Below are 13,096 nucleotides of genomic sequence, written 5' to 3'. Positions count from 1 at the left end.
CCACCCCCCATGGAATCTTCGTCGCATCAGCGCAAAATTGCTGCGCAATTTTGTCGCGAGCTCCTCGCAATGACGGCCGTTGAAGCAGTGACGTGCAAAACCTGGCGCTGCGATCTCCGTCAAAGGCAATGCATCTCCAAGTTGCAAGCCTCACCGCGATTGGCCATGATGTCGTCTGGAATTCTTCGTCGCATCAGCGCAAAATTGCTGCGCAATTTTGTCGCGAGCTCCTCGCAATGACGGCCGTTGAAGCAGTGACGTGCAAAACCTGGCGCTGCGATCTCCGTCAAAGGCAATGCGTCTCCAAGTTGCAAGCCTCACCGCGATTGGCCATGATGTCGTCTGGAATTCTTGGGGCGGATGGCAATGACGGCAGCAACTGGGGTCTCCGGCGCGGCGGAGAGGTCGACGACGGCGCATGTGGTGTGGGCGAGCGCGCTCGGCACTGCGATCGAATGGTACGACTTCCTGATCTACGGCACCGCCGCAGCCCTCGTGCTCAACAAGCTGTTCTTCCCAAGCTTCGATCCCTTTGTCGGCACGCTCGCGGCGTTCTCGACCTACGCGGTCGGCTTCGTGGCGCGGCCGATCGGCGGCGCGATCATCGGGCACTATGGCGACCGGCTCGGACGCAAGACAATGCTGGTCGCGACCATGATCGCGATGGGGCTCGGCACGTTCCTGATCGGCTGCCTGCCGACCTACAGCCAGATCGGCGTCTGGGCGCCGATCCTGCTGGTCATCCTCCGCTTCATCCAGGGCATCGGTCTCGGCGGCGAGTGGAGCGGCGCGGTCGTCATGGTGGCCGAGCATGCCGGCAACCGGCGCGGCTTCTATGGCAGCCTGGTGCAGATCGGCTTTCCCGTCGGCGTCGCCGCCTCCACCGGCATCTTTGGCTTGATGACGCAACTGCCCGAAGCGGACTTCTTGAGCTGGGGCTGGCGCGTGCCGTTCCTGATCAGCATTTTGCTGGTCGGGGTCGGCTTCATCGTGCGGCTCAAGCTCGCGGAGACGCCGCACTTCAAGGAGGTGGTCGAGCGCAAGGAGGTGCTGGCGCAGCCGGTGTGGGACGTGCTTCGCCGCGACTGGCGCAGCTTTCTGCTGGCGGTCGGCATCACGGTGTCGGAGGTCGGGCTCGCTTATCTGCTCACTGTCTTCACTGTGGTCTATGCCACGACCAAGCTCGGCCTGCCGCGTCAGGTGATCCTGAATGCGGTGGTCTATGCCGCGATCGTTGAATTCGCGACGCTGCCGCTCGCCGGCTGGCTGTCCGATATCTTCGGCCGCAAGGCATTGTATCTGGCCGGCGGCGTGTTCTCGGTGGCGCTGGCGTTTCCGCTGTTCTGGTTCCTCGACACCAAAGAGCCGGTGCTGATCACGCTCGCGCTCGTGGTCACGATGACGCTGACGCATGCGCTGCTGTTTGGACCCAAGGCGGCATTCATGCCGGAGCTGTTTCGCACCCAGGTGCGCTACAGCGGTGCTTCGCTGGGTGCCAACGTTGCGGCTGCGATCAGCGGCGGCTTTTCCCCTCTGATCGCGGCCGCGCTGCTTGCTTGGGCCGGATCGTACTGGCCGGTGTCGCTCTACATCATCGCCCTGTCGATCATCACGATCGTCGCGACCTTGATGGCGCCGGAGACCGCGCGCAACTCGCTGAGATCCTGAGAGCGCCTAACGGCAGGCGGGATTCGCGGCTGCTGGAAATACCAGGAAGGTGATGGTCGCCGGCGCAAGCCGGATCGCGCCCGCCGATGCTGCGCGCGGCTCAAGCCCGGGCAGTTCATCATCGGCACTCAGCGCGAGCGTCTTGCCGTTCAGCTGCACGGTCGCGCCTTGCAGCTGTGTCGCATGCAACGTGTAACGCTCGGCCGGATGCGACAGCGTCAGGGCGAATGATGCATGCCGCGATGCGTTGATCGCGAGCACGGACACCGCGCCCCGCAGGCCCGGATGGCAATGCGCATAGAGATGGAGATCCGGCGCGGCGACCAAGCTCGCGTCGAGCACGATCGTTCCCATCAGCCGGTGCCAGAGCAGCGCAGCCCAGTAGTTCGGTCGCGGACGGAACGTCCCTTCGTCGAGCAGGCCGTAGTCGCTGGCGGCCAGCGTGTTGTGCATCACCACCTGGACGCCCGCTCTTGCCAGCCGCCCGAGCTGGTCGAGGTAGCGGAACGCGTCGAGAAACGTCTTGTCCCAGCGATTGCCGCCGCAGGCGGCATCCGCGGTCTCCGTGAGCCAGATCGGCTTGCCCGGCTCGAATCTGTCGCGCAGCGCGCTGTAGATCGCGAGAGTCGCGTCGGTGCGCGCCAGCCATTGCTCGGAAAGCGCCCGCGCCGGATGGTCGCGGCCACCGCAGCGCGGCGAGAGCGTATTGTAGTGGTGATAGGAGAAGCGATCGAGGCCGGGGCCGGACGCGGCAAGCAGGTCGCGGGTGGTGAGGCCCGACCCGGATGGCGATGGCGCGTCGCCGATCGAACCCGGACCCACGATCAGCGTCTCGGGCGCCGCGCGCCGCATCCATTCGCGAAAGGTCCTGAAGTCTCGGCCATAGGCCTTCGCGTCATATCCAGGCGGTGCACCGTTCGTCGCGGCGAGTGTCGGCTCGTTCATGAATTCCACCGCTGCGATGCGGCCACCCAGCGAACGCGCCGTGTCGATCAGGCGCTCCGCCTGATCGGTCTTCCATGCGCCATCCGCCGCGCGGCTGCCCGGGCTGATCGCAAAGGATGTCACGATCTCCGCATCGACCGCGCGGGCGAAGTCGATAACACCACGCCATTGCGCGCGGCCGAGCACGGAATCGAATCCCGGCGGGGGCTTGGCCGGCGCAGGGTCCATGTCGGCAAAGAACGTCGCATTGGCCCAGCTGCCGCTGACGCGCAGATAGGCCGGCGCCAAGGCGGCCGCGAGCTTGCGCAGCCGCGCATTGGCAAGATCGATCGGCGGCCGCGTGCCGTAACGATCCCGCGCATCAAGCGCGCGCATTGTTCGCGGATAGGGCTTCCAGAACCGTCCGCCGGTCACTTCCGTCATCTCGATGTTGTAGGATTGAAAGCGCGCATCGATCGTGCCGATCGACTTCAGTTTCGTCGGCGCAACGGACACATCGCCGGCGCGCGCTGCGCACAATGTTGCGGCACTCAATAGCGCAATCGTTGTTGCGCCTGTTGCGCCAACGAGCCCGCCCGATCGAAGCCATCGCATTGTATGCACGTTCTGACGCCTTCTTATGCGCCGCTGCCAAAACCAAATGCAGCAGCCTGATCCATTAGCCGCATTTATACGGCGAATTTTTACTTCCAATTTTACTTCGCAAAGTTCCGCCCCTAGCCTTGCGCGTAATGATCACATCCGCAGCCGATCAATGGCGATCGGTGCGAGCGTTCACCGTAACCAACGAGGGTTGCCATGTCTGACGGGACTAAGGGGACGTTCACTTCCGATCCGGCGGGAACGGGGGCCAGAACGGACGTCAAGTCGACGAAAAAGCTGAGCCGGCGCACACTCTTGAAGGGTGCGGCGGCCGTTGCGGGCGCAGCCGCAGGATCGGATGCGATCCGCGGATTCCCGACCATCTGGGCGCAGGAGATCAAGGACATCGAGCTGCGCCATGTCGGCGTCTCCTATTCCGTGGTGAAGGCGATCGGCGACCAGGCCGCCAAGGATCTCGGCTTCAAGGTGACGATGCAGAACCTCGACACCTCCGCCGCCATCAACCGCTTCATAAGCCAGCCTAATACGGTCGATATCGCCGATCTCGAGGGCTGGCAGGCCAAGCTCGCCGCCAAGCGCAGCGTGATCCAGGGCATTGAGGTCAAGAAGATCAAGGAGTTCGACAACATCCTGCCGATCTTCACCAAGGGCGAGATCGACGGCCACAAGATCCCGCGCCAGGGCATCTCGCCCTACGAAGCCATGTATATCGCGAAGCCCGATTCAACCGATCTGAACGACGGCGTCACCGAATGGGCGACCTTCCTGCCGCAAGTCTACAACGCCGACTCCATCGGTTACCGCCCCGATCTCGTCGGCCATGAAGTGACCGAATGGAAGGATCTGATCGATCCCAAGTTCAAGGGCAAGGCCGCGATCCTCGACGTGCCCGCGATCGGCATCATGGATGCCGCGCTCTGCTTCGAAAGTGCCGGACTGATCAAGTACGGCAACAAGGGCAACATGACCAAGGAGGAGATCGACTTCACCTGCAACAAGCTGATCGAGCTGAAGAAGCAGGGCCAGTTCCGCGCGACCTGGACCACTTTCGACCAGTCGGTGCAGCTGATGGCCGCAGGCGAAGTGGTGATCCAGTCGATGTGGTCGCCGGCCGTTGCCGCGGTCCGCGTCAAGGAGATCCCCTGCGTTTACGCGCCGGTCAACGTCAAGAACGGCAAGGAAGGCTATCGCGGCTGGTGCAACGGCATGGGCCTGATGAAGCACCTCTCCGGCAAGAAGCTCGACGCCGCCTATGAATATCTCAACTGGTATCTCTCGGGCTGGCAGGGCGGCTTCGTCGGCCGCTACGGCTACTACAGTCCGGTGCCGTCGACGGCGAAGAAGTTCCTGACCGCTGCCGAATGGGACTTCTGGTACGACGGCAAGCCGGCGCCGGAAGTCATCAACGATCCCTATGGCGTCGCGATGGAGAAGGCCGGCACCAAGCGCGACGGCGGCTCGTTCCTCGACCGCGTCAAGAACATCTCGTGCTGGAACACGCTGATGGACGAGGCGGCCTACATGAACAAGCGCTGGAATGACTTCAAGGTGGCCTGAAACCTGCTTTCCCTGACCGGAAGAAGCACCGGCGCCGTCACGCGCCGGTGCGACAAGACCGACTTCGAGGCCTTTGCTGATATGCAGCCCAGTCCAGCTCCATCGCGCTCCAATCTCGCCGGCTGGCTCTATGTCTCGCCACTGGTCCTGGTGCTCGTGCCGTTCTTCGTGGCGCCGATCCTGGTCGTTCTGGCCGCAAGCTTCTTCGCCACCGACGGCTTTGGCGGGCTGACGCCGGGCTTCACGCTCGCAAGCTATGTCGAGGTGCTGCATTCGGCGCTGACGCTGAAACTGTATCTCGCGACCATCAAGTTCACCGTGCTGACCTGGGTCTTCACGCTCATCATCGGCTTCTTCGTCGCCTATTTCCTGGTGTTTCACGTCCGCAACCAGTTGCTGGCGATCGGCCTGTTCCTGTTGTGCACGGTGCCGTTCTGGACCTCGAACATCATCCGGATGATTTCCTGGATCCCGCTGCTCGGCAAGGAAGGACTGATCAATCAGGCGCTGCTGGCGATGGGCGTGATCCATCAGCCCCTCGAAGTGCTGTTGTTCTCCGACCTCGCGGTGGTCATCGCCTATGTCCACCAGCTTACGATCTTCATGATCGTGCCGATCTTCAATTCGATGGCGCGGATCGACAAGAAGCTGATCGAGGCGGCGATCGATGCTGGCGCCAGCCGTTTCGACATCATGCGCCTGATCGTCGTGCCGATGTCCAAGAGCGGCATCGCGCTCGGCACCATCTTCGTGGTGTCAATCGTGATGGGCGACTTCTTCGTGGTCAAGGTGATGTCCGGCGGCGGCTCGGCCTCGGTGGTCAGCGCCTTCTATGAGGATGTTGGCGTGCTGCAATATCCGACCGCGGCGGCGAGCGCCGTGCTGCTGACGCTGGTGCTGGTCGCGATCGTCTCGCTGATCCTGCGCACCGTCGATATCAGGCAGGAGATCACGCGATGAGCGCTGTTCTCGCCGACATGCCCGAGAGGGTCGCACCCGCGACGACCAAGGCGATCGCGCCGAGCAAGGGCGGGCGTCCCTGGACGTTCTACGTGCTGGCGACGCTGTTCGGGCTCTACGTGATCGCGCTCTACGGCCCGATGTTCTGCATCTATGTCCTGTCGTTCCAGGACATTCGCGGCGGACTCGTGTTCCCGATGAAGGGACACTCGCTGCACTGGTTTGTCGACCTCTTCACTCAGGTCCGGACCGGTGACGTCAAGGGCTCGTTCGACCGCTCGATCAAGCTCGCCGTCATCGTCACTGTCATCACGGTGGTGGTCTCGTTTCTCGCCGGGCTCGGCTTCCGCAAGCGCTTTCGCGGCGACACCTTTGTCTTCTACATGATGATCGGCAGCCTGGTGGCCCCCGGCCTGGTGCTCGGCCTCGGCACCGGTCTGCTGTTCCAGGCGCTCGGGCTGAATGCGAGCTGGTACACCTCGGCGCTCGGTGCGCAGCTGTCCTGGACGCTGCCGTTCGGCGTGCTGGTGATGTTCGCGGTGATGTCGCGCTTCGATCACGTCTGGGAGGAGGCGGCCTACGATCTCGGGGCCAGCCGCTGGCAGTCGATCCGGCTGGTGATGATCCCGGTATTGGCGCCCGGCCTCGTCGCGGTCGCGCTGTTCGGGTTCACGCTCTCCTACGACGAGTTCGCGCGCAGCCTCCAGACCGCGGGCTCGCTCAACACGCTGCCATTGGAGATCTGGAGCATGACATTGAACGTCACCTCGCCCTCGCTTTATGCGCTGGGCACGGTGACGACCATCGTCTCCTTTATCGTCATCGGTGCGAGCCTCGGCAGCATCGTGCTGATTCAAAAGAGGCGCGGTAGCAGTGCAAAGGGTTGATTTGGGAATGAAGAACGATCGCGGCGATATTGAACTGGCAGGCGTCTGCAAGAGCTTTGACGGCGTGACCAATGTGGTCGACGGCGTCAATCTCAGGATCGCAGACGGCGCCTATTGCTGCTTCATCGGTCCCTCCGGCTGCGGCAAGACCACGATCCTGCGCATGATCGCGGGCCACGAGGACCCGACCGCGGGCGAGATCGTGATTGGCGGCCAGAACGTCGTCGGCCTCGCGCCGGTGCAGCGGCGCACCGCAATGATGTTCCAGTCCTACGCGCTGTTCCCGCATTTGACGGTCCGCGAGAACATCGCTTTTGCGTTGCGCGTGCGAGGCCAGTCCAAAACCGACCGCCTGCGTGCCGCCGACGCCATGATCGAGAAGGTGCGGCTGACGCAATTCGCAGATCGCCTGCCGGCGCAGCTCTCCGGCGGCCAGCAGCAGCGCGTGGCGTTGGCGCGCGCCGCGATCACCGAGCCGCGCGTGCTGCTGCTCGACGAGCCGCTGTCGGCGCTCGACGAGCAGCTCCGCGTCCAGATGCGCCAGGAATTGCGGCGGATGCAGCAGGAGCTCGGCATCACCTTCATCCACGTCACCCACACCCAGCTCGAGGCGATCGCGCTTGCCGACCTTGTGGTGGTGATGGAGCAGGGCAAGATCAAGCAGGCGGGTGCCGCGCGCGACGTCTACGCCCATCCGCACGATCGTTATGTCGCCGAGTTCATGGGCGGCCAGAACGTGCTCTCCGGCCGGGTCGAAAAGGTCAACGGTGCAAGCTTTACGCTGGCACAGGCCGCGCCTGATGGCATCGAGGTGCCGCTTCAGGCGCGCCCGGCCGTCAGCGTCGGCGACAAGGTCGATATCGCCGTGCGCCGCGACGACGTCGCGCTGGTCAGGCCGGGCAGGGATCTGCCGCCGGGCTGCACCACTTCGCTGCCGAGCCGGGTGCTCGCGATCGAATACCAGGGCTATTTCGTCAAGGTCATGCTCGACACCGTGCCGGACGACGAGTTCGTGGCCTATGTGCCGGAAAAGACCTTCTTCGCAGATCCTTTCACCGTCGGCGATGTCGTCACGGCCACATGGGCCACCGGCAGCGCGCTTCCACTCGCCTAAAGACCCGTCGCGCAGGAGCATGACCTTGCAGATATCCTTCACACTCAACGGCCGGCCCACCACCGTGGACGTCGAACCGGCGACGCTTGTCGCCGAGCTCTTGCGCGAGCAGCTCAATCTCACCGGCACCCATATCGGCTGCGACACCAGCCAGTGCGGCGCCTGCGTCGTCCATCTCGACGGCCTGCCCGTGAAGAGCTGCACGCTGCTGGCGCCCGCGCTCGACGGCGCGACCTTGCTCACCATCGAAGGTCTGCAAGGAGCACCCGGCTCGAACCAGATGCATCCAATGCAGGAGGCGTTTCGCGAGCATCACGGCCTGCAATGCGGCTTCTGCACGCCCGGCATGCTGATGACGGCGATCGCGCTCGCCACCGGGAAACCGGATCTGACCGAGGCCGATGTCCGCCATGGCCTCGAAGGCAATATCTGCCGCTGCACCGGCTACCAGAACATCGTGGTTTCCGTGCTGGCCGGCGCTGCCGCCATGAACGCCGCCAAGGGAGAGTGACCATGGGCAATGTGATCGGGATCGGCGCCTCACCGAAGCGGAAAGAAGACCAGCGCTTCCTCACCGGCCGCGGCAATTACGTCTCCGACATCAAGCGTCCGGGCATGACGGCCGGCGTGTTCGTGCGTTCTCCGCATGGCCATGCCGTGTTGCGGGGCATCGACAAGAGCGCGGCGCTGGCGTCGCCCGGAGTCATCGCGGTCTTGACGGGCGAGGATGTCGCGGCCGATAAGCTGGGCTCTCTGCCCTGCGGCTGGGGCATCTCGGACGCCAAGGGCGTGCCGATGAAGGAGCCGCCATTCCCGATGCTGGCGCAGGGCAAGGTGCGCTTCGTCGGCGACATGGTGGCCTTCGTCATCGCCGAGACGCCGGGGCAGGCCAATGCCGCGGCCGAGCTGCTGACGGTCGATTACGAGGTGCTGCCCTCCGTGGTCGGCGTGCTCGAAGCCGTCAGGCCCGGCGCGCCGCAACTGTTCGACGACGTGCCGAACAACATCTGCTGCGACTGGGAGCTCGGTGACAAGGCCGCGGTCGAAACCGCGTTCCGCAAGGCTGCGCATGTCGCCAAGCTCAGCCTCGTCAACAACCGCCTGATCGGCAACCCGATAGAGCCGCGCGCGGCGATCGCCGAATACGAGCCGGGCACCGATCGCTTCACGCTGTGGACCACCAGCCAGTTCCCGCACGTCGTGCGCTTCCTGATGGGCGCGCTGGTGCTGAACATCCCGCAGCACAAGCTGCGCGTCGTCGCACCCGATGTCGGCGGCGGCTTTGGCGTCAAGCAATTCCACTACGGCGAAGAGGCCGTGATCACCTGGGCCGCCAAGCGCGTGATGCGGCCGATCAAATGGGTCGCAAGCCGCTCGGAAGGCTACGTCTCCGATCGTCACGGCCGCGATCACGTCACCGAAGCCGAGCTGGCGCTGGATGAACACGGAAAGTTCCTGGCGTTCCGCGTCAATACGCTCGCCAATATGGGCGGTTATCTCTCGACTTTCGGACCGAACATCCCGACCAATCTCTATGGTCCGCTGCTCGGCGGCGTCTACACCACGCCCGCAATTTACTGCAACGTGAAGGTGGTCTTCACCAACACCGTGCCGGTCGATGCCTACCGCGGCGCGGGCCGGCCCGAGGCGACCTTCGTGCTGGAGCGCATCGTCGATGTCGCAGCCAGCGAGATGGGCATCGACCGCGTCGAGATTCGCCGGCGCAACATGATCCCGAAGGAGGCCTATCCGTATCAGACGCCGGTGCTGGTGCAGTACGATTCCGGCGATCCGATGGGATGCCTCGACGGCGCGCTCGTCGCCGCCGACGTCAAGAATTTCGGCGTGCGCAAGGCAGCGTCTGCCAGCAAGGGCAAATTCCGCGGGCTCGGCTATTCCACCTATGTCGAGGCGTGCGGCCTTGCGCCGTCGCGCTTCGCAGGAAGGCTCGGCGCACGCGGCGGTCTCTACGAGAGCGCCACGGTGCGCGTGCATCCGACCGGCCAGGTCACGGTCATGATCGGTACGCACAATCACGGCCAGGGCCACGAGACGACGTTTGCGCAGATCGTCTCGGAAAAGCTTGGCGTGTCCTTTGAGAATGTCGACATCGTGTTCGGCGATACCGATCGCGTGCAGTTCGGCATGGGCACCTATGGCTCGCGTTCCCTCGTGGTGGGCGGAGCAGCGTTGTCGAAGGCGACCGACAAGGTGATCGCCAAGGGCAAGAAGATCGCGGCGCATCTGCTGGAGGCCGCTGAAGTCGATATCCAGTTCGAGGCCGGAAACTTCTCAGTCGCGGGTACGGACCGCATCAAGTCGTTCGAGGAGATCGCGGGCGCCGCTTATGTGCCTCACAACTATCCGCTGGAGGTGCTGGAGCCGGGGCTGGAAGAGCAGGCCTATTACGACCCCGTCAACTTCACCTATCCCGGCGGCTGCCACATCGCCGAGGTCGAGGTCGATCCGGAGACGGGCACGGTGACGCTGGTCAATTACACCGCGGTCGACGACGTCGGCACGGTCATCAATCCGATGATCGTCGAGGGCCAGTTGCACGGCGGCATCGTGCAGGGCGTCGGCCAGGCGTTGTTCGAGAACGCGGTCTACGACGAAGGCTCGGGCCAGCTGCTGTCGGGCTCGTTGATGGACTACTGCATGCCGCGAGCCGATCACATGCCGATGATGAAGGTTGCGACCCATTCCACGCTCTGCACGCACACCCCGATGGGCGTGAAGGGCTGCGGCGAGGTCGGCACCATCGGCTCGCCGGCCGCCGTCATCAACGCGGTGGTCGACGCGCTCGCGCATCTCGGCGTCACCCATGTCGACATGCCGGCAACGCCGAACCGGATCTGGCGCCTGCTGCAAAACGCGTCGCTGCCGGTCGCCGCGGAATAGGGAGGACATCAACAATGAAACCATTTGCCTATCACCAGCCCGGCCAAATCCCGGATGCAGCCAAGCTGCTGACCTCGATCGAGGACAGCAAGCTCGTCGCCGGCGGCATGACGCTGATCCCGACGATAAAGCAGCGGCTGGCGAGCCCCGTCGCATTGGTCGATCTGTCAAAGCTCGGGTCTCTCAAAGGCATCACCGACGACGGCGCCACCATCACCATCGGCGCGATGACGCCGCATGCCGTGGTGGCTGCCTCCAGGCTTGTGCAGACGAAAATCCCCGGGCTCGCGGCACTGGCCTCGATGATCGGCGATCCCGCCGTACGCAACCGCGGCACAATTGGCGGCTCGGTCGCCAACAATGATCCTGCGGCGGATTATCCGGCCGGCGTGCTCGGTCTCGGCGCCACCATCGTCTCCAGCACGCGCGATATCGCAGCCGACAAGTTCTTCCTCGGCCTGTTCGAGACTGCGCTCGAAGTAGGCGAGATCATCACTGCGATTCGTTTTCCCGTGCCGCTCAAGGCAGGTTACTCGAAGTTCAAGGCGCCGGCGTCGCGTTATGCGCTGGTCGGCGTATTCGTCGCGAAATTCGCCGATGGTGTCCGCGTCGCCGTAACCGGCGCGGGTCCCGGCGTGTTCCGCGTGCCGCCGATGGAGGTGGCGCTGTCGGAGAATTTTGATCCGTCCGCAATTGCGGCGATCAAGATCGACAACGACGGTCTCACCTCCGATATCCACGCCGAAGCCGATTACCGTGCGCATCTCGTCACGGTGATGGCCAAGCGCGCCGTCGACGCGGCGCTCAGCTAACTCTTTAGGGTTGATGATGACTGATGGTTCCGGCCGAGCGGCCTTCCCGCCGGCGCCGACTGGCCTTGGCGCGCTTTCTGCAACCGAGATCATGGCCGGCTACCGCCGCAAGGCGTTCACCCCGCGTGATGTCGTCGACGACACCATTGCCGCGCTCGAAGCCACGAATGAAGCCTGCAATGCGGTGGTGACACCGATGTACGAGCAGGCGAAGACGGAGGCCGACCGTCTCACCAGGGAGATGCGCGCGGGCGAGGCGAAGGGATCGCTCGCCGGCGTGCCTGTCACGATCAAGGATCTCGTGTTTGTCGCGGGCGTGCCGGCCTATGCCGGCTCACCGATGAACAAGGCGTTCGTGCCCGATGTCGATGCCGCCGTGGTGTCGGCGCTGAAAGCGTCCGGCGCGATCATCACCTGCAAGACCACGACTTGCGAGTCCGGCTACAAGCTGACGGCGGACAGCCCCGTCACCGGCACCACGCGCAACCCCTGGAATCCCGGCCGCACCAGCGGTGGGTCGAGCGGCGGCGCGGCGGCTGGCGTCGCCGCCGGTTGCGGCCCGATCGCGATCGGCACCGACGGCGTCGGCTCGATCCGCGTACCGTCATCGTTCTGCGGCGTGTTCGGGCTGAAGCCGACCTTCGGCCTGGTGCCGCGCTCGCCCGGCTTCTCGCCGCCGTCCTGGGCCTCGCTCGCGCACACCGGCCCGATCACGCGGACGGTCGCGGATGCCGCGCTGGTGCTGGAGATCATCGCTGCTTACGATCCACGCGATCCCGCGAGCCTGCCGGTGTCGCCGCGCTGCTTCGATACGAACGCGGCCTCATTGAACGGCCTCCGCATCGGTGCGAGCGCCGATCTCGGCTACGCCACGATCAACGCTGACGTCCGCGCGGCATTCGGCAAGGCGCTCGCCATTCTCGATTCCTGCGGCGCGCAGGTCACCATGGATGGTCCGGGCCTCGATCCCGGCATTCTCGAGCACACGCTGAAGCCGATCGCCTTCACCGAGCAGGCGGCGGCGGTGGCGACCAAAAGCACGGCCGATCTCGCCAGCTCCGAAGCCGACTATCGCGATGTCGTCAGCGCCGGCCGCCACTACAGCGGCACGGATTATATCGAAGCCAGCTACCGGCGCGGCCAGGCCCGCAATGCGTTCTTGAAATTGTTCGAGCGCGTCGATGCGCTGGTGACTCCGACGGTCGCGGTGACCGCATTCGAGGCCGGCCGGATCGGCGTCGACACGATCGACGGCAGCAAGGTCGATCCGCATCTCGGCTGGTCGCCCTTTACCTGGCCGATCAATCTTGCTGGTCTTCCGGCGGCGACGCTACCCTGCGGCTTCGATCGCGACGGTTTGCCGATCGGCCTTCAGATCGTTGCGCCATGGCTCGACGAGCCGACCATCTTCCGCATTGCGGCGGCGTTCGAAGCGGCGCAGCCTTGGGCTAAGTTCTGGCCCCCGCTGGCCTTGCGCGAACCGGACCGTGCCCACGCGAAGGCTTGAGGCAAATCCGGCCTGGAACTGACCGGCCGTCGTCTTGCCAGCACGTCCCCCCGCGCGCTCGAAATTTTTTCGACCGCCCTCTTGAAACCGACATCCCTTCTTCTAAGTCATTTTTCGCCGCGAGAGCGGTGTGCCGGGTGCC

11 protein-coding genes are annotated in these 13,096 nt (G+C 64.4%); 10 read left to right on the top strand and 1 reads right to left on the bottom strand.

What is annotated here, in order from left to right; genetic code table 11:
• Both FXB38_RS43495 and FXB38_RS31220 read left to right on the top strand, forming a co-directional pair.
• Positions 1–240, top strand: a 240-nt coding sequence (locus tag FXB38_RS43495; protein ID WP_210250962.1) for a hypothetical protein, incomplete at its 5' end; no start/stop codon positions are given.
• A gap of 126 nt (positions 241–366) precedes the next feature.
• Positions 367–1,668, top strand: a complete 1,302-nt coding sequence (locus tag FXB38_RS31220) for an MFS transporter (RefSeq protein ID WP_148754822.1) — start codon at positions 367–369, stop codon at positions 1,666–1,668.
• Positions 1,669–1,674: 6 nt separating this feature from the next.
• Here FXB38_RS31220 and FXB38_RS31215 read toward each other — a convergent pair whose 3' ends face one another.
• Positions 1,675–3,147 (bottom strand): glycosyl hydrolase family 79 N-terminal domain-containing protein, encoded by a 1,473-nt coding sequence (locus FXB38_RS31215; protein WP_246230266.1) that lies wholly within the window; start codon positions 3,145–3,147, stop codon positions 1,675–1,677.
• A gap of 264 nt (positions 3,148–3,411) precedes the next feature.
• Here FXB38_RS31215 and FXB38_RS31210 point away from each other — a divergent pair, with 264 nt between their 5' ends.
• The 8 genes from FXB38_RS31210 to FXB38_RS31175 all read left to right on the top strand — a co-directional run bounded on the left by FXB38_RS31210 (position 3,412) and on the right by FXB38_RS31175 (position 12,954).
• Positions 3,412–4,773, top strand: coding sequence for an ABC transporter substrate-binding protein (locus tag FXB38_RS31210; RefSeq protein WP_148754820.1), 1,362 nt, complete (start codon positions 3,412–3,414; stop codon positions 4,771–4,773).
• Positions 4,774–4,854: 81 nt separating this feature from the next.
• Positions 4,855–5,733, top strand: coding sequence for an ABC transporter permease (locus FXB38_RS31205; RefSeq protein WP_148754819.1), 879 nt, complete (start codon positions 4,855–4,857; stop codon positions 5,731–5,733).
• Complete coding sequence (locus FXB38_RS31200) at positions 5,730–6,620, top strand: ABC transporter permease (RefSeq protein WP_148754818.1); 891 nt, start codon at positions 5,730–5,732, stop codon at positions 6,618–6,620. The genes FXB38_RS31205 and FXB38_RS31200 overlap by 4 nt, the downstream gene beginning before the upstream one ends.
• A gap of 7 nt (positions 6,621–6,627) precedes the next feature.
• Positions 6,628–7,734: an ABC transporter ATP-binding protein gene (locus FXB38_RS31195; protein WP_148754817.1), complete on the top strand. Its 1,107-nt coding sequence runs from the start codon at positions 6,628–6,630 to the stop codon at positions 7,732–7,734.
• Positions 7,735–7,753: 19 nt separating this feature from the next.
• Entirely contained in the window at positions 7,754–8,245 is a 492-nt protein-coding gene (locus FXB38_RS31190; RefSeq protein ID WP_187435275.1) for a (2Fe-2S)-binding protein, read from the top strand.
• 2 nt (positions 8,246–8,247) lie between these two features.
• Positions 8,248–10,635: a xanthine dehydrogenase family protein molybdopterin-binding subunit gene (locus FXB38_RS31185; RefSeq protein ID WP_148754815.1), complete on the top strand. Its 2,388-nt coding sequence runs from the start codon at positions 8,248–8,250 to the stop codon at positions 10,633–10,635.
• A 14-nt stretch (positions 10,636–10,649) separates the two neighbouring features.
• Complete coding sequence (locus tag FXB38_RS31180; protein ID WP_148754814.1) at positions 10,650–11,447, top strand: FAD binding domain-containing protein; 798 nt, start codon at positions 10,650–10,652, stop codon at positions 11,445–11,447.
• A 16-nt stretch (positions 11,448–11,463) separates the two neighbouring features.
• Positions 11,464–12,954, top strand: coding sequence for an amidase (locus FXB38_RS31175; protein WP_148754813.1), 1,491 nt, complete (start codon positions 11,464–11,466; stop codon positions 12,952–12,954).
• Positions 12,955–13,096 lie beyond the last annotated feature (142 nt).

Origin of the sequence: Bradyrhizobium cytisi (genome assembly GCF_008123515.1) — a bacterium.
GTDB classification, from domain to species: domain Bacteria; phylum Pseudomonadota; class Alphaproteobacteria; order Rhizobiales; family Xanthobacteraceae; genus Bradyrhizobium; species Bradyrhizobium cytisi.
The sequence above is the reverse complement of the archived record's forward strand: the minus strand, read 5'-3'. Positions and strand labels throughout refer to the sequence as shown.

Excerpts from the sequence above, each read along its gene's own strand:
- FXB38_RS31220 (WP_148754822.1), top strand. The coding sequence starts at position 367 with ATGACGGCAGCAACTGGGGTCTCCGGCGCGGCGGAGAGGTCGACGACG.
- FXB38_RS31210 (WP_148754820.1), top strand. The coding sequence starts at position 3,412 with ATGTCTGACGGGACTAAGGGGACGTTCACTTCCGATCCGGCGGGAACG.
- FXB38_RS31205 (WP_148754819.1), top strand. The coding sequence starts at position 4,855 with ATGCAGCCCAGTCCAGCTCCATCGCGCTCCAATCTCGCCGGCTGGCTC.
- FXB38_RS31200 (WP_148754818.1), top strand. The coding sequence starts at position 5,730 with ATGAGCGCTGTTCTCGCCGACATGCCCGAGAGGGTCGCACCCGCGACG.
- FXB38_RS31195 (WP_148754817.1), top strand. The coding sequence starts at position 6,628 with ATGAAGAACGATCGCGGCGATATTGAACTGGCAGGCGTCTGCAAGAGC.
- FXB38_RS31190 (WP_187435275.1), top strand. The coding sequence starts at position 7,754 with ATGACCTTGCAGATATCCTTCACACTCAACGGCCGGCCCACCACCGTG.
- FXB38_RS31185 (WP_148754815.1), top strand. The coding sequence starts at position 8,248 with ATGGGCAATGTGATCGGGATCGGCGCCTCACCGAAGCGGAAAGAAGAC.
- FXB38_RS31180 (WP_148754814.1), top strand. The coding sequence starts at position 10,650 with ATGAAACCATTTGCCTATCACCAGCCCGGCCAAATCCCGGATGCAGCC.
- FXB38_RS31175 (WP_148754813.1), top strand. The coding sequence starts at position 11,464 with ATGACTGATGGTTCCGGCCGAGCGGCCTTCCCGCCGGCGCCGACTGGC.